This window comes from Streptomyces sp. CNP082 (assembly GCF_059570535.1).
This window is the reverse complement of sequence record NZ_JCANSZ010000021.1, coordinates 49,201-73,163: the sequence shown is the minus strand read 5'-3', so window position 1 is coordinate 73,163 and position 23,963 is coordinate 49,201. Positions and strand designations below refer to the sequence as shown.

General features: G+C 70.2%; 18 protein-coding genes and 1 pseudogene. 11 read left to right on the top strand and 8 right to left on the bottom strand.

The features are described 5' to 3' along the window. Positions 1 to 130: 130 nt before the first annotated feature. On the bottom strand, positions 131 to 1,024 hold the full coding sequence (locus tag B124_RS18455; RefSeq protein ID WP_496503971.1) for a DMT family transporter: 894 nt from the start codon (positions 1,022 to 1,024) through the stop codon (positions 131 to 133). A 285-nt stretch (positions 1,025 to 1,309) separates the two neighbouring features. On the opposite strand from B124_RS18455, the gene B124_RS18450 reads away from it, so the two are divergent. Both B124_RS18450 and B124_RS18445 read left to right on the top strand, forming a co-directional pair. Beyond that, positions 1,310 to 2,428 carry an ROK family protein gene (locus B124_RS18450; RefSeq protein WP_496503970.1) on the top strand — a complete coding sequence of 373 codons (1,119 nt, stop codon included), beginning with the start codon at positions 1,310 to 1,312 and terminating at the stop codon, positions 2,426 to 2,428. Positions 2,429 to 2,763: 335 nt separating this feature from the next. Further along, positions 2,764 to 5,124 carry an Ig domain-containing protein gene (locus tag B124_RS18445; RefSeq protein ID WP_496503969.1) on the top strand — a complete coding sequence of 787 codons (2,361 nt, stop codon included), beginning with the start codon at positions 2,764 to 2,766 and terminating at the stop codon, positions 5,122 to 5,124. Positions 5,125 to 5,455: 331 nt separating this feature from the next. On the opposite strand, the gene B124_RS18440 is transcribed toward B124_RS18445, so the two are convergent. Beyond that, positions 5,456 to 6,526, bottom strand: coding sequence for an enolase C-terminal domain-like protein (locus B124_RS18440; protein ID WP_496503968.1), 1,071 nt, complete (start codon positions 6,524 to 6,526; stop codon positions 5,456 to 5,458). Between the two features lie 388 nt (positions 6,527 to 6,914). On the opposite strand from B124_RS18440, the gene B124_RS18435 reads away from it, so the two are divergent. Genes B124_RS18435 through B124_RS18425 form a run of 3 tightly spaced genes read left to right on the top strand, consistent with a single transcriptional unit; the run spans position 6,915 to position 10,038 of the window. Next, positions 6,915 to 8,210 carry an ABC transporter substrate-binding protein gene (locus B124_RS18435; RefSeq protein ID WP_496503967.1) on the top strand — a complete coding sequence of 432 codons (1,296 nt, stop codon included), beginning with the start codon at positions 6,915 to 6,917 and terminating at the stop codon, positions 8,208 to 8,210. Then, on the top strand, positions 8,210 to 9,208 hold the full coding sequence (locus B124_RS18430) for a carbohydrate ABC transporter permease (protein WP_496503966.1): 999 nt from the start codon (positions 8,210 to 8,212) through the stop codon (positions 9,206 to 9,208). The genes B124_RS18435 and B124_RS18430 overlap by 1 nt, the downstream gene beginning before the upstream one ends. Next, entirely contained in the window at positions 9,205 to 10,038 is an 834-nt protein-coding gene (locus tag B124_RS18425; protein ID WP_496503965.1) for a carbohydrate ABC transporter permease, read from the top strand. The genes B124_RS18430 and B124_RS18425 overlap by 4 nt, the downstream gene beginning before the upstream one ends. Positions 10,039 to 10,127: 89 nt before the next feature. Here B124_RS18425 and B124_RS18420 read toward each other — a convergent pair whose 3' ends face one another. From B124_RS18420 to B124_RS18410, 3 genes and pseudogenes are all read right to left on the bottom strand, one after another. Beyond that, the gene (locus B124_RS18420; protein WP_496503964.1) at positions 10,128 to 11,888 is read right to left on the bottom strand and encodes a glycoside hydrolase family 35 protein; all 1,761 of its coding nucleotides are present in this window, start codon (positions 11,886 to 11,888) and stop codon (positions 10,128 to 10,130) included. Between the two features lie 175 nt (positions 11,889 to 12,063). Next, positions 12,064 to 12,255: pseudogene (locus tag B124_RS18415) on the bottom strand (IS1380 family transposase); the annotation flags it as partial. Then, positions 12,203 to 13,288 carry a GlxA family transcriptional regulator gene (locus B124_RS18410; protein ID WP_496503963.1) on the bottom strand — a complete coding sequence of 362 codons (1,086 nt, stop codon included), beginning with the start codon at positions 13,286 to 13,288 and terminating at the stop codon, positions 12,203 to 12,205. The gene B124_RS18410 and the pseudogene B124_RS18415, both read right to left, overlap by 53 nt. A 199-nt stretch (positions 13,289 to 13,487) precedes the next feature. Here B124_RS18410 and B124_RS18405 point away from each other — a divergent pair, with 199 nt between their 5' ends. Both B124_RS18405 and B124_RS18400 read left to right on the top strand, forming a co-directional pair. Next, on the top strand, positions 13,488 to 14,198 hold the full coding sequence (locus B124_RS18405) for a DJ-1/PfpI family protein (protein ID WP_496503962.1): 711 nt from the start codon (positions 13,488 to 13,490) through the stop codon (positions 14,196 to 14,198). A 607-nt stretch (positions 14,199 to 14,805) separates the two neighbouring features. Continuing rightward, the gene (locus tag B124_RS18400) at positions 14,806 to 16,212 is read left to right on the top strand and encodes a Dyp-type peroxidase (RefSeq protein ID WP_496503961.1); all 1,407 of its coding nucleotides are present in this window, start codon (positions 14,806 to 14,808) and stop codon (positions 16,210 to 16,212) included. 187 nt (positions 16,213 to 16,399) lie between these two features. Here B124_RS18400 and B124_RS18395 read toward each other — a convergent pair whose 3' ends face one another. Beyond that, positions 16,400 to 16,603 carry a hypothetical protein gene (locus tag B124_RS18395; RefSeq protein ID WP_496503960.1) on the bottom strand — a complete coding sequence of 68 codons (204 nt, stop codon included), beginning with the start codon at positions 16,601 to 16,603 and terminating at the stop codon, positions 16,400 to 16,402. Next, complete coding sequence (locus tag B124_RS18390) at positions 16,558 to 17,184, bottom strand: hypothetical protein (protein WP_496503959.1); 627 nt, start codon at positions 17,182 to 17,184, stop codon at positions 16,558 to 16,560. The genes B124_RS18395 and B124_RS18390 overlap by 46 nt, the downstream gene beginning before the upstream one ends. Before the next feature lie 1,293 nt (positions 17,185 to 18,477). Between B124_RS18390 and B124_RS18385 the strand changes: the two genes are divergently transcribed. Together B124_RS18385 and B124_RS18380 are read left to right on the top strand one after the other, a co-directional pair. Then, complete coding sequence (locus B124_RS18385; RefSeq protein ID WP_496503958.1) at positions 18,478 to 19,701, top strand: PP2C family protein-serine/threonine phosphatase; 1,224 nt, start codon at positions 18,478 to 18,480, stop codon at positions 19,699 to 19,701. A gap of 732 nt (positions 19,702 to 20,433) precedes the next feature. Continuing rightward, the gene (locus B124_RS18380; RefSeq protein WP_496503957.1) at positions 20,434 to 21,051 is read left to right on the top strand and encodes a BPL-N domain-containing protein; all 618 of its coding nucleotides are present in this window, start codon (positions 20,434 to 20,436) and stop codon (positions 21,049 to 21,051) included. Between the two features lie 392 nt (positions 21,052 to 21,443). Here the strand turns inward: B124_RS18380 and B124_RS18375 are convergent, their stop codons facing one another. After that, positions 21,444 to 22,352, bottom strand: a complete 909-nt coding sequence (locus tag B124_RS18375) for a LysR family transcriptional regulator (RefSeq protein ID WP_496503956.1) — start codon at positions 22,350 to 22,352, stop codon at positions 21,444 to 21,446. 183 nt (positions 22,353 to 22,535) lie between these two features. Here B124_RS18375 and B124_RS18370 point away from each other — a divergent pair, with 183 nt between their 5' ends. Both B124_RS18370 and B124_RS18365 read left to right on the top strand, forming a co-directional pair. Then, a complete protein-coding gene (locus tag B124_RS18370) occupies positions 22,536 to 23,219 on the top strand; it encodes a type 1 glutamine amidotransferase domain-containing protein (RefSeq protein ID WP_496503955.1) in 684 nt (227 codons plus the stop codon). Positions 23,220 to 23,242: 23 nt separating this feature from the next. Next, on the top strand, positions 23,243 to 23,938 hold the full coding sequence (locus B124_RS18365) for a type 1 glutamine amidotransferase domain-containing protein (RefSeq protein WP_496503954.1): 696 nt from the start codon (positions 23,243 to 23,245) through the stop codon (positions 23,936 to 23,938). Positions 23,939 to 23,963: the final 25 nt, after the last annotated feature.

Here is a 23,963-nt window from a genome sequence, read left to right as displayed (position 1 = left end):
GCGAAGGCGGGTGTGCCCGGGAGGCGGCTGACCCCTTGCCGTGCGGTGGCCAGTGCCCCGTGCTCCAACGGCAGATCACCGTCGTCCACCGGACCACGGCCTGCCGCCTCACGCGCCAAGTTCCGGGCTCTCAGCCACCGGAGGGGGAGACGACCAGCCAGATGCCGGCGCAGCAGGCCGCCAGGAGAACCAGCTCCACTGCACCGGGAGGGCCGTCCAGACCGAGCATCCAATCGCCCAGACGCACGAGGAAGGGCACGGCCAACTGAACCGCGGCCGCAACCAGCGGCCCACGGAGCAGAATCAGCCGGTGCTGAACGAGATAGGCGGGTGCGTAGACGACCGCGCCCAGGACGGCGAGGCCAGCCCACTGACGGGTCGTCACCTGGCTCATGCTCCCCAGTGCCACTGGCAGGAGCATCGCCGTCGCGGCGCCCAGCAGCACTGGCAGCGCCGCCAGTGGAGGCACATCCGCCACCCTGGAGCGGTAGAGGAAACCGTAGAGTGCGAAGCCGAGGGTGGCGGCGCATGCGAGGCAGAGACCGCCCGCAACCCTGGTGGCGGAGTCCGCGGTGCCGGTGGTGCCGTCGGCCACCAGTATGTAGCCGCAGGCTGAGCCGGCAGCCATGGTGGTGCCGAGGACCTTGATCCGTCCGCCCTTCTGCCCGAAGAACATGACGCCCAGGGCGAGGGAGAGGCAGGGCAGCAAGGTGACGACCAGGTTGGTGCGGGTGGTCCCGATGACCGGCATGGCGAGCAGCGTGCCGACGGCGTAGCCGAAGAAGCCGAGAAAGCCGAGCAGCAGCGCTGTCCCCGTGCGACGAACCACAGTGAGCATGCCCACGCGGCCGGTGCTGGTTGCCGCGGCTGCGCACAGCAGCGTCAGGCAGCAGAATCCGGTGCGGCCGACGGCCACTGCCATCACAGGCGTGTCGGTGACCAACTTCCCCGACAGCAGCCAGGTGCCGGACAGCAGCACAACCAGGACCACGGCGAGCACGGCCACACGGATGCGGTCGGTCACGGGGCCCTCGCGCCCGACGCGGCTGCCGAGGAGAAGTCAGCGCCGGCTCCGGAGCGGAACCGGTTGCTGACCGTAAGCCTCGTAGCGTTCATGCCCCGCTTCCGCTTGCCGATCAAGTTCTTACGATCTGTTCGCCGTGCCTGGACGGCCATCGGTGGCGCGGGGAGCGGCGGGCAGCTTCCCGCCAGCCGTCGTTATGCAGAATAATTCTGTATCCTTCTAAAATAATTTCGCCGATAGTCTGCATCATCGCCGCAGTCGCGTCAACAGGGTTGGGAGCCGATCGTGATCACTGCTGGGGGCGATCCATCGCTCTTGCGCCGGGTGAACCAGGTCGCGGTCATGCGTGCGCTGTACGACGCGGACGAACTGACCCTGACCGAACTGGTGAAGGCGACCGCAGTCGCCCGCAACACGGTGGAGAACGCGCTGGCCGGCCTCGTTGCGCAGCAGTGGGTCGAGGAGGTGGCTCCGACCGCCGAAGGACCACGCCAGGTGGGTCGCCCTGCGAAGCGTTACCGCTTTCGCGGCGAGGCCGGTTGTGTGCTCGGCATCGACATCGGAGTCCACAAGATCCTTGCGATCGTGGCCGATTTGCGCGGGACCGTTCTTGCCGGCCGCCGCACGGCTGTCGGGCGGGCCTACTCGCCCGCCGAGCGCATTGCCGCCGCTCGCTCCCTCGTCCGCCGCACCCTGCGCTCGGCGGGTCGGAGCGTGACGGAGGTGCATGCCGCCGGAGTCGCCACCACCGGCGTGGTTTCCGTCACCGGCACGGTCACGGTCAGCGGACGCATGCCGGAGTGGGCAGGCACCGACCTGGCAGCGGCCTTCGCGAATCTCTTCGGCGATCGGGTCGCGGTGGGCAACGATTCCTCGCTGGCCGCGGTAGGGGAGCAGTGGCGGGGAGTGGCCAGCGCCCACCAGGATGTGATCTACATCCATGCCGGCCACCGCATCGCCGCGGGCATGCTCCTGGGCGGTCGGCTGTGGGCCGGGCGCAACGGTGCTGCGGGCGAGATCGGCGTGCTCCGCGGCTCGGGCTGGCACACCGCGCCCGGCCGCCTGCTGGACCACTGGGATTCCGCAGAAGCCCTGTTCGACGCTGTGCGCGCCGGCGATTCCCGCGCCGAACAGGCCCTGGCCGGCTTTACCAGCGACCTCGCGCAGGGCGTAGCGGCCATGGTCCTGACCGTCGACCCGGAGCAGGTCGTCATCGGCGGCGGTCTCTCGCGTGCCGGCGAACTCCTCCTCGCCCCCCTGCGAAGCCGGCTCGGCGAGCTGTGCCTCTTCCCGGTCGAGGTGGCCGCCTCCACGCTCGGGGACGAAGCCGCTGCACTCGGCGGCGTACGGCTCGCGCTCGACGCCGTCGAGCGCGAACTGTTCCGCCTGCCGGAAACCGGCTGACGCGGGCTCGTGACCAGGGGAGTGCGAGGGGTGCTGCGCCCGCTGCTCAGCCGGCGGGCTCGCCGCGGCCGAGGATCGCGCCCGCAGTGCGGTCCCCGGTGGTGGTGAACGTCTGACGAGGCCGCTGGCGCTCAGGGCCGGCTGCGCCTCTGCGCACTGATGTGCTCCCTCCCTCTTGACGGGGCTCCAGCCGCCCGTTAATTAATTCTAGAGCAGTAAGAAATATTGTCGGAACTGACTTGACGTCATGCCGCGCCTGTTGCGGGAGAGGACAGCGTATGCACCTCAGACACCGACGCCGCTGGTGTGCTTCGTTGGGAGTCGGCGCGCTAGCCGTGGGACTCACCGCCACCGGAGTACCGGCCAGCGGCGCAGAAGGCACCGCCGGTGCCTCTCCACTGGCCGCGCCCACGCAGCCGGGTACGGCAGCCGCGGTGGACATCAACGCCGGTTACCTCACCATCGGGCTGGACGCGGAGGGCACCGTCACGTCCCTCACGGATGCCCGCACCGGCACCGACCACCTCGCATCGGGCAAGGCGGCACCGCTGGTCAGCCTTGTCCTCGACGGCCGGCAGGTACCGCCCACCGGGGTCGTGCGCAACCACTCAGGACCCGGCGTGCTCACGTTCGTCAACCGCGACGCCGGTTACGAGGTCGACGTACGCGCCGTCAGCCGCGGTACCTACACCACACTGGAGGCGACTCGTATCGCCGCCCCGGACGGCACCGATGTGCGGACGCTGCTGTGGGGGCCGGTCGCGACCGACATCACGCGGACGGTGGGCGAGACGGTCGGCGTGGTACGTGACGACGAGTTCGCGATCGGCCTTCGGCCACTGACCGACCGTACCGAGGGCGCCTGGCCGCAGGAGTACCAGGACTTCGGCTGGGAACGCGAAGTCGAGGACAATCCCTCCGATCTCCAAGTCGCACCGCACGAGGAGTGGAGCGCGGCCGGGCGGACCCCCTGGGGCTCGGTGCTGCGCGCCTTCACCTACGACTACACCAAGGAGCGGATGCGCCAGGCGCACACCGGCCACCACATCCCCGTCGGCCCGCTGCCCGGAGACGAAGGGAAGATCACCGGCTCCAGGATCGCGCTGTTCGGGTCGGCACCGGACCTCGCCCCGACCGTCCTGTCCGAGATCGCCTACGGCGAGAAGCTGCCCTATCCGACGCAGAACGGCCAGTGGCAGAAGGCGGCGCAGGCGTCCAGTCAGTCCTTCCTCGTCCTGGGCGACCTCAAGACGGGCAACATCCCCGATGCAGCCCGCTACGCCAAGGCAGCCGGCATCGACCACCTGTACTCGCTGCCGAACGCGGTCGGCCCCTGGCGGTCCACCGGGCACTACGAGTTCAACGTCAGCCTCGGCGGCAGCGACGCAGCCGCCAGGGAAGCGGTCGACCTGGCAGAGGAACACGGCGTAGCCCTCGGCGTCCACACCATCTCGGACTTCATCAGCACCAACGACCCCTACGTCACTCCAGCCCCGGCTGACCGGCGTCTGGCCCTCAGCGGGCGCGCCCCCCTTACCCGCCCCGCCTCCGCAACCGACACGACGCTGTACCTGGCCTCTGACGCACCGCTGGAAGGCGGCATGTACGGACGGGTGCTGCGCGTCGGCGACGAGTTCGTGTCGTACGAGAGTGCCCGGCAGACAGGCGGCGAATGGGAGGTGACCGGAGTGCGCCGAGCCCAGTGGGGCTCGGCTTCCGCCCCGCACGCGGCGGGCGATCGCGCAAGTCGCGTCGTCGTCAACAGCTACGGCGGCCCGGTCGGCGGGCACGGCATCATCCGGGAGATCGCCACGCGCCTGGCAACCGCCTGGAACGTCACAGGGATCAAGTCCAATTCGTACGACGGCGTCGAGTCGGCATCCGAGTCCGGCTGGGGCAACTACGGCCAAGCGCTGCTCGTCAACGGCACGTACGCACAGAACAAGACCAAGGACGGGTTCATTACCGAGACCAGCCGGATGACGTCCAACACCTGGGACGCGCTGACCCGGGCCAGTTGGGGTGAGGTCGGCGTCACGAGCATGGACCAGGTATTCATCAACAACGAGTTCTATCGTGCCAACTTCCTGCCCGGCATGCTCGGCTGGATCAGCCTGTCCGGCTCGGAGAGCCTGTTGAGCATCGAGGAGAAGCTGGCGCGTGGCGCCGGCCTCAACGCCGGGGTCGGCTTCCAGTCCTCCGTCGGCAATCTCGATGAGGGCGGGGAGAACGCGCTGCGCGTCCTCGACGCGATCAAGCAATGGGAGACCGCCCGCAATCTCGGCGCCTTCACCGGGGCACAGCGTTCACAGCTGCGGGACAAGACCAGCAAGTGGCATCTGAGCGTCGTCGAGAAGAACCGCGAGTGGTCACTTCAGAGACTCGACGCTGACGGAGCTCCGACCGGCGACCCGCAGCGGGTCGTGGTGCCGCGCCCGAGGCTGACGACCGGAGAGCTGCCCGCGGCGTCGCTCGACAAGCTGTACGGGGCGAAGGTCGCAACGAACACACCCGCGACGGTGCGCTTCGAGGTGACCGCCGGCGAGCTGCCCGACGGCCTGACGCTCAACAGGGACACCGGCGGCATCACCGGGACCCCGCGCACGGAGGGCGTGGCTTCGTTCACGCTCACGGCTCAGCAGACGGACGGTCTGCCCGTCACCAGCATGCGCTACCGGATTCACGTCACTCGCTGACCCCGGCCCGCAAGGAAGCCGGCAACGGCTGCGCAGTCTGTTGCCGGCTCCAGTCGGCCAGGGGGCTGGGCTGGACCCGCCCTCTGGCCCCTGGCAGCCGGCGTCTGACCCTGCCGTACCGGAGACGGCCAATGGCCGGTCATCACCGCCGACGCCCTGACCGGCGCGAAGCCGGCCTACGCGGTCACCTGCCTCCGCGCCGGGCAGGCATTCCCGCCCAGCTCGCCACGCTGATCGTTGCCGAGTCCTACGCGAACCGGCTCACCGACTACGACATCGGCAGACACGGCGGCCTCGGCAGGGGCCCGCACTTGGGGCACCGCTCCGAGGGTCAGCTCCGGGGAAGTGCTACTCCGCCCGACCAGCCCTCCTGGTCGTACCCGATGCCGGGCGCGGTCGGGGCCCGCAGGAGCCCGTCGGGGCCCACCGACGACTCCCGTACGACCGGGTTGGTGAGGACGAAGGACTCGTAGTACGTGGCATTGGAGATGGCCATGCACAGGTGTGCGTTGACGATCCCCGCTCCGTGGACCTCCGCTCTGAGCAGGAAGCTGTCGGCAAGGTGGGCCACGCGCATGGCGCCGGTGACGCCCGCCTTGTACTGCGCGCTGGTGCGGACCCTGCCTGCGGCACCGGAGGTGATGAAGTCGGCGGCGTTCATGTGGGCGCCATCCGAGGTCTCGGCGACGAGGAGGGGGACGGCGACGCGTTCGGCGAGCCGGCGGTACGCGGTGACGCTGAACTCCCGCATCGGCTCCTCGTACCAGGTGTATCCGGCCTCCGACAAGACCTCGCCGAGATAGACCGCATCCGCGAGGTCGAATGCCGCGGAGCCGTCGTACATCAGCGGAACCTCGTCCCCGACGTGGTCCCGCAGCTTCTGGCACAGCTTGGCGTCCTCGCGCGCGTCACCCCAGGCGTGCAGCTTGATCGCCGCGAAGCCGGCATCCAGGCACTGGTCCGCGACATCGAGATACTCCGCGACGCTGGAGAAGGTCGCCGTGCTCGCGTAGGCGGGAATGGCTTCGCGGTAGGTGCCGAGCAGGTTGTGGACGGGGAGTCCGGCCGCCTTCCCCGCCAGGTCCCACAGCGCGATGTCCACGAGCCCGAGGACGTAGATCGGGAACTCCTCGATGCGGTCCAGCTCCCACAGCCGGTGCCACAGGAACTCGCGATGGGAGGGATCGAGCCCCAGCAGATCCTCCCGGATACGGCGTTCGACCAGGTCGGCGAGGATGGTCCCGCGCCGGGTGTGGGCCTCGCCGCAGACCCCTTCATCCGTGCGTATCCGGAGAATCCCGCCCACGACCGGCCCCTCCGCTCCCGGCAGGCCCGCCCGCCACCTGAAGGCCGGCTGGGCGGGCAGGTCGACCAGATCCACGGTCACGTCGGTAATACGCATCGCTCGCCCCTCGCGTAGGCACACATCGCACGGCTGCCGGCACGGCACCTTCGGTGGAGGCACACCGGACGACGTCGACTGCGGACGACGCCTGCGCTTCACGCTTCAGTCCTGCACGGCCCGACCATATGTATCACATCTATCTGCGGCTATGCGATCGATAGTTATGTTTCATCTCTTGACGCGCTCCTGGGCGGCTGCCCATACTCGCACCACTTACCTGGTTGCGCGTTCACCACGGGCGTCCCTTGGCTGCCGTGGCGCCGGCAAGAATACGAACCATGCAGCGTTCTCCGCGGGAGATCCGGACACTTTCCCACTGCTCCCACCTCCTCATGGAGCGGCAGCGCAATCCACTCCACCGCCACCGACACCGACGGGCAGAGCAATGAGACTCACGACAGGCAATCCGATCCTGAGAGCCGGCGCCCTCGCAGGCGCCCTCGTACTGGCCGGTTGTACGGCAGGCGGCGGCGACGGCACGTCCGAGGACGGCAAGGTCGCGCTGACCTTCCTCACGTTCGAGACGCCCAACCTCGACGCGGAGTACTGGGACGCGGCGATCGACCGTGCCTCCGCCAAGGTGCCGGGTGTGACGGTCAAGAAGCTCGTGTCACCCAGCGCCGACCGCACCGGATACGCGAAGCAGTTGGACAGCACCGGTCAGTTCCCGGACATGATGATCGGCTTGAATCCGGCCGGATTCGCGGAGGCAGGCAAGTTGGCCGAGTGGTCCGACCAGGAGCTCGAGAACTACGCGCAACCAGACGCCAACACCTACGACGGCAAGGTCTACCAGCTGCCTTACTCCACCCAGGCCACGCTCGTGTACTACAACAAGGACGCTTTTGCCGAAGCAGGTGTGGATGCACCGCCCGGTACGTACAGCGACCTGCTCGACGCCAGCGCCAAGCTCAAGGCGGAGGGGATCAATCCCTTCGTGGTCGGCGGTGGCGGCAAGGACACCTGGGCCGACATGTTCCCGCTGATCTGCACCGTGGCCACCGATCTCTACAAGGAGACGCCGGACTGGCTCTCGCAACGCAACGAGGGGAAGGTCAAGTTCACCGACCCCGCCTTCGTCTCCGCCGCCCAGAAGGTCGCCGGCCTGGCCGACAAGGGCTACATCGACCGGGCCGGGCTGTCACGCACCTATGCCGACACCGAACAGGCATTCCGCGACGGCAAGGGTGCCATGTATCCGATGGGCACATGGTTCTCGGCCTCCGCCGATGCGAAGAAGCCGAGCTTCGATACCGGGGTGTTCGCCTGGCCGACGGATGACGGCTCGCCTGCCCTCCCGGGCGTCACCGGCGGTGGGATGTCCGTCAGCTCCAAGGCGGCGGACGTGGACCTGGCCAAGAAGTGGGCGCGCGCCTTCATGGAAGACGAGAAGAACCTCGACGCCGCGGTCAAGGCCGACGGCCTCATCATCGACATCAAGGGCTATACCCCCCCGGACAACATGGGTCCCGTCTACCAGGCAACGGTCGACAGCTACCAAGACGCACTGGACGCCGACGGGGTGGTCAACTCCTTCTCCCAGGAGACCGGCGACGGCTCCCTGCCCCCGGGCCTGGCCGACAAGGCCGCGGCCGGAGTCCAGAAACTGCTCAGCGGCAATATGACGGCCGCGGAGTTCGGGGAGTACATGGACGCGCAGTGGGACAAGGCCGCGCGATAGTGGAGATCAAGACTCGACGTCGTGTTCGCCGGCCGTCTGCCGTACCCCGGTTCCGGGGCGCGGCAGACGGCCGCCAGCGGGCCACGGAGGCGAAGGGGCGGACTGCCTCGTCCCGGCGGACCCCCTCACGGGCCGCCCTGAGCCGCTTCGCCGTGTTCGCGGCCCCCGGCCTCTTCGTCTACGTGGCACTCGTCCTCGTGCCTATCGGCATCGCCGTCGGCTACGGCCTGACCAACAAGAACCCGTTCAACCCGCCGACCCAGTGGGTGGGACTGGAGAACTTCTCCAGCCTGTCCTCTGACGACGAGTTCCGCAAAGCGCTGAAGAACACCGTCGTCATCACGGCCATCGTCACTATCGCCGCCAACGCGGGCGGCCTGGCCATCGCCATGCTCCTCGACCGGCGGGGCTGGCTGTACAACGCGCTGCGCAGCGTGTTCTTCATCCCGGTCGTGCTGAGCGCGGTCGTCGTCAGCGTCATCTGGCAGACCATCCTCGTCGACGACGGCCTGCTCAACTCCATGCTGCGGCAGGTGGGCGTGGACGATCCGCCGGGCTGGCTCTCGGATCCGGGCATCGCCCTCTACACGGTCTCCTGGGTGATCGCCTGGCAAGGGCTGGGATTCTGCGTGGTGATCTACCTTGCCGGACTCCAGGGCATACCGCAGGACCTGTATGAGGCGGCAGCCATCGACGGCTGCGGACCACTGATGCGCTTCCGCCACGTCACCTGGCCGATGCTGGCACCGGCCGTCACGATCAACACGGTGATGTCGCTGATCGGCGGCTTCAAGGCATACGACCAGGTCCAGGTCCTCACCAACGGCGGCCCCGGCCCTGGCACGACGTCCACCCTCGCCTTCCACGTGATCCAGACCGCGTTCACAGGCAATCACATCGGATACGCCTCGGCGATGGCGGCAGTGATGCTGGCAATGGTCGCGGCGATCTCCGTGGTCGCGCTCAGGCTTCTGCAGAAACGCGAGGTGTCTTCGTGATCACGAGAAGAATCCGGATCCGGCCGCGGCCGTTCCTCGCGCTCCTCACAGGCGCCCTCTTCTTCCTGCCGATCTACCTCGTGCTCGTCAACGTCTTCAAGGACGGGCCGGCCATCGTGTCGAACCCGATGGGCGTGCCGGTACCGCCGACCCTGGACAACATCCGAAGCGTGCTGACCCGTTCGGACCATCTCTTCTGGTACGGGTTGGTCAACAGCATCGAGGTCACCGCGATATCCATTCTCCTCATCACCGCGATCTCCGCCATGCTCGGCCACTATCTCGCCCGGTCGACCGGCATGATGAGCAAGGTCGCGATGGTCGCGCTGCTGTGCGGGCTGATGGTCCCGCCGGCAGTGATCCTCACTCCGATCACCGACGTGCTGCGAGCCATCGGCCTCATGAGCAGCGTGCCCGGCCTCGTCCTCGCGTACGTCGGCTACTACGTGCCCTTCGGTGTCCTCGTCTTCGCCGGGTTCGTGAAGACGATCCCGCGCGAACTCGAAGAGGCGGCGGAACTCGACGGGGCGGGGCCGTTCCGTGTCTTCTGGCAGGTGGTCTTCCCGCTGATGCGCCCGGCGTCGGCGAGTGTTCTGATCTTCCTGGGTGTCTGGATCTGGAACGACTTCCTCAACCCGCTGATCATCCTGGGACCCGCCACCGGCACCACGGTGACCGTCGGCATCTACCGGGCGATCGGCGAACACCAGGCGGACTACGGCTCGGTCTTCGCCCTCATGCTGCTGTCCACGCTGCCCATACTCATCTTCTACCTGGCCTTCCAGAGGCACTTCGTCAAGGGCCTCACCGGTGGGGCGACGAAGGGCTGACGCCGCACGATCGACGCCGCGCTGCTCTCCCGCCACCCCGCGAAAGACCTGGTCAGAGAGAGATCCTACTGGAGTATCAGAGGGCTGGGTCAGGACGGCGGCGGGCGGAGCAGTGGATCGCCGCCGGGCTCGGCCAGCTCAAGCAGCAGCAGTTCGTTGGCGCCCGCGCGGAGCACGGGGCCCGGGACGTACAGCGACTCCTGCGGGCCCGCGGCCCAGTAGCGGCCCAGGCAGAAGCCGTTGACCCACGCCCAGCCCCGGCCCCAGCCCGGCAGCTCGAGCGCCGCGTCGCCGGGCCGTGTGACCTCGGCCGACGCCCGGTACAGGCCCGCGCCGCCCGTGTCCGGCGGGCCGTACGCGAGCGCCGCCACCGCCTCCGCGTCGTCGAAGGCGTCGAGGCGCAGCCCCCGGGCCCGTACACCGTGCACGTACTGCCGCTCGTGCAGCAGTCCGCCGGTGATGCCCTTCGACTCGCCGAGGCGCGGCCCGTAGTTGACCCGGCCCAGCGACTCCACCCACACCTCGACCTCCGCAGGCCCCGCGACGTCCCCGAGCGGCGCCTCCTCGCCGGTCAGCGCGATTCTCCGCTCGCCCGCCGCGTCCCGCACGTATGCCACGGCCACGTCCCGCAGCCCGGTGACCAGCAGGGGGTACGGCCGCCTCGGGCCGGGGATGTGGAAGCAGTAGCGGACCAGCCCGCGGTCGACGTCCAGCTCCTCGAATGTCGGCGGCACCGCGGACTCCGCCTCGGGCCCGCCCAGTGCCGCCAGCACCCGCGCCGCCGGCACGTGCCCGGTGACCGGCACGGGCACGGCCGCGGGGAGGGCCGGGGGCGGGGGCGGCGGCTCGGGCAGCGGGCCGGCCACATACCGCGCCAGCACCTCGCGGAACGCCCAGAACTTCGCCGTGGGGCGCCCGTACTCGTCGACCGGCGCGCCGTAGTCGTACGACGTGACGTCCGGCTGGAGCGCGCCGCGGTGCAGGTCGCCCGCGCGGTTGGCGCCCGCCCAGCCGCCGAAGCTGGTGCCGCCGTGCGCCATGTAGAAGTTCACCGACGCGCCGCAGCCGAGGATCTCCACCAGCGCCGCCACCGCGTCCGCCGGCTCCCGTACGACGTGCTCCTCACCCCAGTGATCGAACCAGCCGCACCAGAACTCCGCGCACATCAACGGCCCGTCCGGCCGGTGCCTGCGCAGCGTCGCGAACGCCTCCCGGGCGCCGGAGCCGAAGGTCAGCGTGGCCGGCACGCCGGGCAGTGTGCCCGCGGTGAGCGTGTGGTCCTCGGGCCCGTCCGCCGTGAACAGCGGCACGGTCACGTCGCGGGCGCGCAGGCCGTCGGCGAGGTGGCGCAGATAGGCGCGGTCGCTGCCGTACGAGCCGTACTCGTTCTCCACCTGCACCATCAGCACCGGACCGCCCCGCGTCACCTGCCGGGCCACGACCTGCGGCAGCGCGGTGTCGAACCAGTCGTCCACCGCTTTCAGGAACTCAGGGTCGCACGTGCGCACCCGCGGCCCCAGCGGGCCCGTCAGCCAGTGCGGCAGCCCACCGTTCTCCCACTCGGCGCAGATGTACGGGCCGGGACGTACGATCACCCACAGACCCGCGGCCTGCGCGGCGTCGATGAAGCGGCCGGCTGCCGCCACGTCCTCGTAGCGGCCGGGGCGCGGCTCGTGCAGATTCCACGGAATGTACGCCTCGACGCAGTTCAGGCCCATCGCGCGTAGCATCGCGAGCCGGTGGCCCCACTGTGCCTCGTGCACCCGGAAGTAGTGCATCGCCCCCGACAGCAGCCGCACTGGCCGCCCGTCCAGCACGAATGACTCGCCGTCCACCTCGAACTCAGGCACCCGATTCCCGCCGTTTCTCTCCGATTGCCGGACAGATACTCTCACCCCCTGTCCACCCGCCCGTCCATGGACAAAGATCGACGGTGTTTGGACTCAGCGCTACGACTCGACGGCGGCGACGCAAGGAGGGCGGGCGATGAGCCACCACACGTGGATGCGCTGCTTCGCCCCCGGTCCGGTGCACCTCCAGATCGGCGAGTTGGCCGCCCTTGGCGTTGGTCGCGAAGAAGGTCAGCCGCAGTCCGTCGAGGTCGGTGAAGCGCAACTGGGCGCCGGGGTACGGGCGTTCCTTTCTGACGATCAGCCGCATCCCCTCAGGCCAGGTGCTCAGGTCGGTCATGTCGGTGATCTCCGCGGCCGAGGCCCCGGGCGATCTGCACGATTACCTGGCCGTCGGCGGCCGGACTGCTCTGGCCGGCCAGGTCCCGGACTTGCTCGCGCACGTGGGAGCGCGCGCCCTTCGCGCGGAATCGCGCGCGGTACGCCGCGGGCGGCGTCCCGAGCGCGCGCAGGAACACCCGCCGCATCGTCTCGCCCGTGCCGAACCCGCAGGTACGGGCAATGGTGTTCACACCGGCGTCGCAGGATTCGAGCATGGCCTGCGCCGCCTCCACGCGGACGCGTTGCACGTACTGCCCGGGGGTGCCGCCGACTTCGCGGCGGAAGAGGCGGGTGAGGTGGCGTTCGCTGACGGCGAGCCGCTCGGCCATGGCGGCGAGGGTGTGGTTCCCGCCGGGGTCGGCCACCACGGCATCCAGTACCCGCCGCAGCCCGGTGTTGCGGGGCGGTGTCACCGCGCTTCGTACGCTGAACTGCGACTGGCCGCCAGGGCGTTGGAGGAAGACGACGAGGTGCTTGGCCGCGGTACGCGCCACCTCAGGGCCGTGGTCCTCCTCGACCAGCGCCAGTGCGAGGTCGATGCCCGCCGTCACCCCGGCGGAGGTGATGACGGGGCCGTCGCGTACGTAGATGGCGTCGGGGTCCACCCGCACCCGGGGGAAGCGCCTGGCAAGCGTCTCGCACTCGGCCCAGTGCGTCGTGGCGCGCCTGCCGTCGAGCAGCCCGGCCTCCGCCAGCAGGTACGCGCCGGTGCAGGCCGATGTCGTACGCCGCGCGCGCGTGCCGAGGCGGCGTACGTGCGCGATCAGCTCCGGCGGATGCCCGTGCCCGTTCACCGTCGGATAGCCCGGCACCAGCACCGTGTCCACGGTCTCGGGGACGTCCTCTACGGCCAGTTCGACCCCCAACGGGATCCCCGTGTCGCTCACCACCGCACGCCCGTGGGGCGAGGCGAGCCGGACCCGGTAGCCGGTCCCGTGCAGCACCTGCACCGGGCCGGCCACATCGAGCAGCACCACGCCGTCGCCTACGACCACGACCACATCTCTCCCGTTCGTCACGCTCCTCAGTCTCGGCGCCCGGCCGGCATGTCCTCAAGGACCAGCAGCCCACACATCTGGACATCCCCTTCCGCGCGCCTCCGGCCCGAGGAGACAGTCATCTGGTCCGCGTTCCACAGCTCGGAACCAGCGCATTGCCGACGCCGGCCAACTCAGTCCGGCACTCCCCCGACTCCGGCCGACCCAAGGGGCACACGACATGCAGCGACGAAACGTTCTCCGTACGGGCGCCGTGGCCACGGCCGCGACCGCGCTGGGCCTCGGCACCTCCTCCACCGCCGCCCCCGCCGGCGAGCGCATCCGCGAACTGCGCGTGCACACGGTCCTGTTCGACGCCGTCGAGGAGCAGGACTTCGCGGGCCCTGTCGAGGTGCTGGGCATCCTCGCGGACGCCGACAAGCACCGCATCAAGCAGAGCTTCGTCACCGCCGACGGCCCCCGCACTGTACGGACGTCGTCCGGGATGTACATCGACGTACGCGACCCCTGGGCCCCGCAGGACGCGGACGTCCTGCTCGTGCCGGGCGGGGGCTACGGGAAGGGGTCGGGGGTCGTTGACGAGATCAAGCGCGGCGTACTGCCGCGTGCACTGGCCAAGGCCGAGCGGCCCGGACTGATCATGGGCGGGATTTGCACCGGCGTCATGGTCATGTCGGCGGCGAAGATCACCCGCGGCAGGCCGTGCACGACGCACTTTGCGGCCCGCGAAGATCTCGCCAGGGAGGGCGGGAAGCTCACGTACGGGCGTGTGGTCGACGACGGGGACCTGATCACCTGCGGCGGCGTCACCTCGGGCCTCGACCTGGCCCTCTGGCTCGCCGAGCGCCTCTACGGCCCGGAGGCGGCGCTGCGCGTCGAGATGATCATGGAGTACGAGCGCCGGGGCACCGTCTGGCGCGCGGAACGCTGACCGCGGGGAGCAAGTTCTCGGCAGGCGGCGGTGCGGCCGGTTTCGTCCCGGACATCAGGTCCCGCAGCAGCGATTGTCCGTGCTGGCGGCCGTGGTGGCCGCGGGAGCGGGGGCTGCCCTCATTCTCCGTATGGCTGCCGCGCAGCAGCGCGTCCCTCAGCCGCGCGACGGATCACGTAGCCGTGCAGCGGACCTGCATCCAGGGCGGCGAGCAGCAGGGCGTCGAGACGGCCGCCTACCGCATCTCCTCTCATGGGCGGGCGGCGCAGGTCTCTCTGTCGGCGTGCTATATATTGGTAGCCAACCTATTGGCGGCCTATGTATATATGAAGGGACTGACGTGACCACAGTGCTGCTGTCCGTCCATTTCGTGGTGGCGATACGGGCGATCGGGCCGATCCCCGTGGCCGACTCCCCATTCGCGCCGCCCTCCCGGTAATGGGCGGAAACCCCTCGTCCTGCACCGGCTCCGGGGCGTCTCCAGGGCGGCGAGACAACGCCGGGTGGCGCCGGAAGGACCCACCGCGTCCCGACCGCAACGACCCCGCACCACGACACGAGCCGGAAGGCGCGCACGCCTCCGACGACAGGGAAGGACAACCACCGCATGCCTGCTGAGACGAACGGCGACCGGACCTCGGAGCCTGAGCCGGACCCGGCAGACCACCGCAGCGTGCATCTCTCCCGGCGCGCGCTGACCGCCTCGCTCACCGCCGCCGTCGGCGCGGCCGGCCTCACCGGCGCGATGGCGGCAAGCGCTCTCGACAGCGACTCCTCCACAGGCTCTCCGCGCGACGACGGCCCGCGGGCCGAGCGGTTCCACGGGGTCCACCAAGCCGGAATCATCTCCGCCCAGCAGCGTTACGCGCTCTTCGCCGCGTTCGACCTGGAGACCGCAGAGCCGGAACGGGGCACGCCCCTGCCCCAGGAGCAGATCGCGGCCGGCTTCCGGAAGCTCATGCAGCGGTGGACGGACGCCGCCGGACCGCTTATGCGCGGCCGGCCACCCGGCCCCGTCCCCGCCAACCGCCCCGGCGCTCCCGCCGACTCCGGCGTCGCCGACGGCCTCGCCCCCGCCAGGCTGAGTCTGACCTTCGGCCTGGGGCCCGGGCTGTTCGGCAGGATCGGCCAGGAGCACAACCGGCCGCGCCGCCTCCGCGACCTGCCCGACTTCGTTACCGACCGGCTGCGCCCGGACTGGTGCGGCGGCCAGTTGTTCGTGCAGATCTGCGGCGACGACCCGCAGGTCGTCAGCCACGCGTTCCGCACCGTACGCAGCCGCACCCCCGGCATTGCCCGGCTGCGCTGGACCCAGCAGGGGTTCCTGGGCCGGTTCGACGGCTCCACCCCGCGGAACATCCTCGGCCAGAGGGACGGCACCACTAACCCCCGCCCGGGGACGGGGGAGTTCGCGAACGCCGTCTGGGCCGACGCACGCGACGAGCCTGACTGGTTCTCCGGAGGCACCTATCTCGTCTTCCGCAAGATCCGTGCAGATCTGCCGAAGTGGGACACGGTCACCGCTCGGGAGCAGGACCTCACCATCGGCCGCCGCCGGGACGACGGCTCCCCGCTCAGCGGCGGCGAGGAGTTCACCGCGCTGGACTTCGCCAAGAAGGCGCCGGACGGCAGCCCCGCCATCCCGGCCGACTCCCACGTGGCGCTGCTCCGCGACGCCCCGATGCTGCGGCGTTCGTACAACTATGACTACGGCTTCCACGCAACGCCCGGAGCGGGCGCGGGCGCCGAAGGCCCCGCCGACGGCGGGGCGGGACACAGTCACGGCGGGCACGTCCACGACCACACCGGGAGCGGCCACGACGACTTCGACAGCGGGTTGCTCTTCTGCGCCTACCTCAGCGATCCCGACGAGTTCGTCCGGGCCCAGACCAGGCTCGCCGCATCCGACCGGCTGAACGCCTTCATCCAGCACACCGGCAGCGCCGTCTTCGCCATCCCGCCAGGTATCAGACCCGGACAGCACCTCGCGTCCGCCCTGTTCCGCCGACGCTGACCGGGAGCGCGCCCCCGGGCCGCTGACCCGGAGTGCTGTGCGCCACGGGTACGGCGCCGACGCGTGTGAGCCGACCACCGCCTTCCAGACGCCGCGGCGGATCTACGGCGTGACGTACCCACAGCGCAAGTTCCCGGCTGAGCCGGTACACGCGTCCCACCGAGGAGCACCCTCGGTGGTCGATGAACTACGCGGGTGCCAGGCCGGTGCTGGCCGGGCGGATGCGGAAGCGGGGGGTGACGGAGGCGCCGAAGGGCTCGATGCGGAACTGCTGGGCCCGGTTGGTGTCGGCGCAGTCGTCGCGGGGCTCCGGCAGGTCCCGGCCCTGGCCCCTCTCCAGGACGGTCAGACAGCCGATGCCGTGCTTCGGGTGGTGCCACTGGATCTGCACGTGTCCCGGCCCACCGGTTCGAGAAACACCTGCGGCGGAAGGGCCGGGCCGCAGGGGCGTTGGGCGGCCACGGCGGTCTCGTAGCGACCGGTACGATCTCTGCCCTCGGTCACGCACAACTCGGGTGCGCGCGCGGGGTGGATGCGTGCCCGACTGCCCACGGCAAGCATGCGTAGTCCGCTCACCGGCATCGAGGGCGGGTCGACCGGTGTCGACGAGTCGTCCACCAGAGCGGCGACCCCGAGTGCGCCGGCGGCTCCGATACCCGCGGCGCCGACCAGCGCGACCACCCGGCGCCACCACCGCGGGGCGTGCCCCGGGGAAGCCGTGCCGTCGGCGACCGCACCACCACGTCCGCCGGCGCCCTCACCCTCGCCGGCGTCCTCGCCGCGGCCGGGTGCCGACTCGCCGACGGCGATGCGGCGGTGGGCCAGGAGCCACTGACGTAGCTCCTCCTCACCGAGGCCGCAGGCGCGCGCGAAGTCGTCGACGAACCGTTCGCGCGGCAGGGCGGCGCGGGCGAGCGTGATCGCGATCGTAATGGCCGGCAGAGTGTCCGCACCAGCGCAGTTGCCGAACAAACGCGAACGCTGATTTTCCTTGCGAGCCCACCGCCGCGCGGACGTCCTCGACCTCGACCGGCTGCCAGCGGGGGAAGGCAGGGGTGGCACCCGGGTTCACTCTGCCCGGGTGTCCCCCCGCCGGCGCCGCAGCGTCCCGGGGCGTACGTCATGCGCGCGACCGGTCCGGTGCTTCGGCGGCAGCCGAAGAAGGCGGAGTGGAATGCGGCGAGTCCTCGCCGACACCTTCTGACAGGGGGATCCTCAGTGAAGCGTCTATGGGCAAGCGCGACCGTCATCGTCGCCACCGCCGGAGCAGGTCTGGCGACCACCGCAGCGGAGGCGTCTGCGGCGTCCCGCCGGTGCTCGGGGTATGACTGCCGCCGCTGCCCCACCCCCGCCGTGACGGAGCTACGGGCCACGAAGCCCGGCCGGAGAGACGTCCCTCCGGCCGGATTCCCGTTCCCGGAGACGGTGGCGCCGCGGCCGTCGAGGGCACGGTGGCCGCGTGCCGCGCACCGAATGCGGCACCCGGCCCCAGCCGCCTCGACCGCACCGCGGGACAGCCTCAGGCCGTCATCGCCGGAGCCATCTGGGGCTGACCGGGCTGCGACGCGGTGATCCGGGCTGTGCGTTGAGGCGGCTGCTGCGCCACGCTGCGGGCATTCGCCTGGGCGGTCGCGGCTGGCCCCATGCCTGGCCACGACCGGGGGCGGCGGCCCCACGACGCAAGAGATCTCTCTGGCGTTCGCACAGGTCCAGTGGGTGACGGGTTCGGGCTGCCGGCTCTCCTCGGCCGCCTCCGCGGGGCCTTCGACGGACAGGCGCGGAAGGCGCCTGTCGAGCCAGCGGGGAAGCCGCCGACTGGCCTTGCCGAACAGGTACATCACGGCCGGGACGAGGACCGTCCGCAGGATGAACGTGTCGATGGCCGCATGCGGCGGCGGCCAGGCCGATCCGAACTCGGCGACGATCCGTTCGCCGCCAAAGGAGAAGGCGATGAACAGGGCGAACATGATTCCGCGGTGATGACGCGCCGGTCGTCGCGGGTGTGGACCCATTCCTCGTGCATGCGGCTGACGGGGAACACCTGCTGCCAGGGCGCACAGAACCTGCAGGCCACAGCCAGAACCTGGAGCCTCCAAAGATCCCGGGGCACTTCAGTCTTCGCTGCCCCGGGCGGCCTGATCCATTCGTGTGGGCAGCGTGTGCCGACATGCCGTATATGGCGTAATGGCCCGCTCGGGCGGCTTTCCAGGTCATCTTGTGTGGAGGCGGTGAGCGGCGTGGGCGGCGGAGGTGGCAGGACAGGCCATGGCCGAGGAGAGCGTGGACCGGTCGGAGGGTTTCGGCGAGCGGCTGCTGGGGCTGCTGCTGGATCGGGCGCGGCTGATGCCGCCGCAACTGATTGCCCCGCTGATCGCGGAAGAGGTGGCCGGGATCGGTGGGCGTGACGTTTCCATCCTGCTCCAGGACTACGCTCAGGAGCTGCTGGTGCCGCTGCCGGGCAGCAAGCTGCACGTCAGCCAGCCCCAGGCGGTTGGTGATTCCCCTGCTGGCCGGGCCTTTCTGCGCGCGGAGGTCGTCGAGGTGCCGCAGGCCCATGGCGTGCGGATGTTCTTGCCGCTGCTGGACGGCAGCGACCAGGTGGGAGTGATGGCCCTGACCCTGGACGCCGTCGGCGACGACGACCGTCGTCTGCTGGGCAGGCTCGCCGGCCTGGTCGCCGACATGCTGGTCACCAAGAACGCCTACACCGACCAGTTCTTCCTGGCCCGCCGCCGGGAGCCGATGAGCGTATCCGCGGAGATCCAGTGGAGCCTGCTGCCACCGCTGACGATGTCCATTCCGCAGGTCTCGGTGGCCGGCGTGCTGGAGCCCGCCTACCGCGTCGCCGGCGACAGCTTCGACTACGCCCTCAACGACAGCATCCTGCACATTGCCGTGATCGACGCGATGGGCCACAGCCTGGACGCCGCCACGATGGCAACGATCGCCATCGGCGCTTACCGGCATGCCCGGCGCGTATTCGTCAGCCTGGCCGAGAAGTACGCGTTCATGGACGAAGCCATCGCGCGGCAGTTCGGTTCCGACCACTTCGTCACGGCGCAGCTGATGCATGTCAACGTCGCCACCGGTGAGCTGGAACTGGTCAACGCGGGGCACCCCGCGCCGCTGCTGATCCGCGAGCGCCGGGTCGTGGGGCAGTTGGAAAGCGCGACCACGCTGCCCGTCGGCATCGGCGGTGAGGCACCCCGGACCAGACAACACCTGCTCCAGCCGGGCGACCGGGTGCTGTGCTACACCGATGGCATCATCGAAGAACGCATCGATGGCGGGGAGTCGTTCGGTGAGGAGCGCCTCGCACGCTGCATCAACCGCCTTGGACAGGAGCCGTCACAGGGGCTCCGGGCGGATCTGCGCCAACTCTCCCACACTCTGAAGAGGGAACGCGGCGGGCTCACCAGCGACGACGCCACCCTCTTCATGATCGAATGGCATGGCGGCGCCGCCGAGCACCTCGCGATCCTTGACTGAGGCTTCGATTCAACCGAATCCGCGCCGGCCAGCGCGCCCCACGCGGCCAGCGGCCCGGTCTCCATGCGGCGCCCGGCGGCGAGAGCCGCGCGTCCGCCGGCGTGGGCCGTGCCGCGATGTCGTGCTCCCTCGCCGCGGCGAGGGAGGTGCGGCCACCCAGCCGGAGCCTGGCGCAGCCGCGCAGCAACTCGACGTAGCCGCGCTCGTCGGCGTCAAGCTGCCGCGCGACAGGGCCTCGACCCGGCCGGGATCGACGGGGTCGGCTCGTCGAGCGGCGGTCGGGCGAGGTCCGTGGAAGCCCTTGCGCTCCGGGGTGCGTGCGCACCAAGTGGGTGCGCGACCTGCGCCTGAAGAACGCCCAACTCCGGCTCACTCGACATCCTCCACAGCCGCCGACGATGTCAGCCCAAGATTTCGCACTGCTGCGGGAGGGGGCCCTGATATCGAGCTGTTCCACAAGCTGCCGACGGCTGACCGTTCGACACACCCCCGCCGCCAGCAGTCTGGACGGCGCCCGCGGTTGACTTGACAACCGGAGGGCTCACCGTCCACGTTCTCCGCATGGACAGGCGTCGGCTGCTCTCGCTTGCCGTTCCGGCGGCTGTGTTGGCGGGCGTTCAGACCGGGTGCGGGCGGCGGCGGTCCTCCGGGGAGTCTCCCGAACGGCGGTCGCGGCGGCTGCGTGCTCTGGTCTACCGGGGTCCGGCGGCGTGCGGGGGCTGCGCGGAGGCGGTGGCCGCGCTGCTGCGGAGCGCGCCGTCGGCCCCGCGGGTGCGGTACTGCGGCCCCGGCGAAGACGTGCCGCTGACGGCGTCGGCACTGGCAGAGGCGGATATCTACGCCCAGCCGGGCGGCGGTGACGACCTGACGGCCGCCTGGCGGGAGATGCGTGCCTTCGCCGGTCCGCTCCGCCGCTGGGTGCGCGACGGAGGCCGCTATCTCGGCTTCTGCATGGGCGCCTACCTGGCCGGCCGCAGCCCCGGCTTCGGTCTCCTGCCCGGTGACACCGACGCGTACATCGCCTCCCCGGGCGCGTCGGTGCACACGGCTGCGGACACCGTCATCCCCGTCCGCTGGCGCGGCCGGCGGCGGCACATGTACTTCCAGGACGGGCCCTACTTCAAGCTGGCCGACGAGCCCGCCACCGCCACCGTGATCGCCACGTACGACAACACCCTGCCGGCCGCGGTCCTCACCCCGTACGGCGACGGGCGCGTCGCCGTCGTCGGCCCCCACCCGGAGGCCGAAGCCGGCTGGTACGCCGACTACGACCTGACCAACCCGGACGGGATCCGCCTCGACCTGGGCCATGACCTGGTCGAAGCGGCCATGGCCGGCACCCGTTCCTGAACCGGGCGGCAGGGCTGGCCGGCGCCCGCCCGCCCCTCTCGCCTCTGACACCCGACGCACGGCCGTGGTCGAATCCGGTCGGAGTTTCCCCACGGCTGGGATTCTGCTGGATCTGGAGGATGCCCGCAGGGGGACGAGGGGAGCCTCCGGGCATGGACCTCGGCCGCGTTGAGGAGCCCCAGTCGCTGGCCTTGACGACCTCAAGTTTGACGTCGTGCCACGCCGGCGGACCCGTTTACGGGGGCTGGTTGCTTACTGAGGTTTTCGGGTTGGCGTCGGGTGGTGACGGTTCATGATCCTCGCGGTATGCCGCTGCGAAAACACGGATCCCGTGCGGGCAGATCGGCATCGCACATCGGCATCGAGGCAGGCCCCGGCACCGCTGGGCCGGCTCACCAGGTTTTCGCGGCGGCCAGCAGGTGCTCGCGGACGAGTGTCACGTGCGGGTTGGTGGAGCTGCCCGGGCGCTGGACGAGGTAGGAGGTGTTGATCGGCGGGTCCTCCGGCTGGTGCAGCAGACGGAGGACGCCGGAGGCGAGTTCGGTGCGGCACAGATAGCTGGGCAGGACGCTCCAGCCGGCGCCGACAGTGACGGCGGTGAGGACGCTGCGCAGGTCGGGGACGGTGATCGCGGCCTGGGCATGCAGACGGCGGTCGAAGACGTGGCGCCAGTAGCGGCGGGCGATGGGCAGATCCTCGGCGTAGGCGATCAGCGGGAGGTCCTCCAGGGCAGTGGGCAGCTCCTGCCCCTTGAGCCGTTCTGCCCATCCCGGTGCAGCGATCAGGACGAACTCCTCGTCGCCGAGGAGTTCGGCGTGCAGCGTCCGGCCACGGGGCCGCCGGGTGGCGACGACCAGGTCGTGGCGCCCGGCCCGCAGTTCTTCGAGCAGTGATTCGGTCAGCCCGGTGGCCACCCGCAGCCGGACGCCCTGCGCGACCAGCTGGGCCAGCACCGTGAGGCCGAGCGTGCCCAGGAACTCCGCGGGTCCCGCCAGATGGACCGGCACCACGGTACTGCTCGGCTCCTCACCGCTGATGACGGCCAACTGGTCGAGGGGCGCCGACAGCCGGGCGGCGAGTTCATCCGCATGGGGCAGCGGAGTGACGCCTTGCGCCCGGCGTTCGAACAGCTCGCGGCCCAGGCGTCTCTCCAGTGCCCGGATGTGCGTGGTGACAGTGGACTGCGACAGGCTCAGCTGGCGCGCCGCGGCGGTGAAGGAACCCAGGCGGTGCACCGCGAGGAAGGTGCGCAGCAGGTTCAGGTCCAGCGGACCGGACCCATGAATGTCGTGATCGCTCACGGCTTCAAGCCTACGAGGCAGGCATGCCGGCCAGGTGCCGTATGACCCCGGGCCAGGCATCGGTTCTTCGATACCAGGTATCGGGCTCTCCATTGGCGCCGACACGTGGACAGCTTTAGCTTCGAAACCAGGCGCCGCCCAGGAGACGAGGGAAAAGTGAGACGGAAAAAGATTCTTGCGGTCGTGACCAATCAGGCCACCTATGGGGCGAGCGAGCACCGGACCGGACTGTGGCTGGGCGAGCTCGTCCATTTCTACGACAAGGCAGTGAAGGCCGGTCACACGGTGGACGTGGTGAGCCCGGCGGGCGGCGAGGTGCCGCTCGACCCCCGTAGTCTCGGTCGCTTGTTCGTTGACCGGACGGTTCGCGGGTATCTCGACGACCAAGCCTTCATGGACGCTCTGAAAGCGACCCCTTCCGTTGCCGGCACAGATCCGGACGACTACTCCACGATCTTCTTCACGGGTGGTCACGGCACCATGTGGGACTTCCCCGACAGCGCCGGCCTGCAGCGAACGGCCCAGGCCATCTACGCCGACGGCGGCATCGTCTCCTCGGTGTGCCACGGCGCCTGCGCCCTCATCAACCTCCGCGACACCGACGGAAACCCCCTGGTACGGAACCGCACCGTCACCGGCTTCGCGACGGTCGAGGAACGACTGGCCGGCGTGAAGAGCAGGGTGCCGTTCCTCCTGGAGGACGAACTGCGCGCGAAAGGCGCCAAGTATGTGCGCGGCACTGTCCCGATGACGCCGCACGCCGTGCGCGACGGCCGCCTGATCACAGGGCAGAACCCGGTGTCCACCAAGGCCGTCAGCGACTTGATCCTCGCTGCCTTGGCCGGCACCGAACAACGACCCAGCTGACCCCGTCCCCAGGAGACCACACCATGCCGGAGATCCTTTTCGTGGTGACCGGCGCCGACCACTGGACGCTGGCCGACGGCACCAAGCACCCGACCGGCTTCTGGGCCGAGGAGGCCGTGACCCCCTACCAGGCGTTCACGGCCGCCGGCCACGAGATCGTCGTCGCCACGCCGGGCGGCGTCGTGCCGCCCCTGGACCAGGGAAGCCTGGCGCCGCAGTTCAACGGCGGCGAGGAGGGCGCGAAGAAGATGGCGGACGCCCTCGCCTCGATCAGCGAGCTCCAGCACCCCGTCAGGCTGGAGGACGTCGACCTCGACGACTACGCCGCCGTCTTCTACCCCGGTGGCCACGGCCCGATGGAGGACCTGGCCGTCGACGCCACCTCGGGCAAGCTCCTCATCGACGCCCTCGCCTCGGGCAAGCCGCTCGGCGTGGTCTGCCACGCCCCGGCCGCGCTGCTGGCCGCCACCGAGGCCGACGGCGGCAACGCCTTCGCCGGCTACCGGCTCACCGGCTTCAGCAACGCCGAAGAGATCCAGAGTGGTCTTGCGGCGGGCGCCAAGTGGCTGCTCCAGGACCGCCTCGTCGAGATCGGCGCCGACTACCAGGAGGGCGAGCCGTGGGCCCCAAACGTGGTCGTCGACCGCAACCTGGTCACCGGTCAGAACCCCGCCTCTGCCGGACCCGCCGCAGCCGAAATGCTCAAGAAGCTGGCCTGACTCAGGGCTTCGGAGTGACCATCCC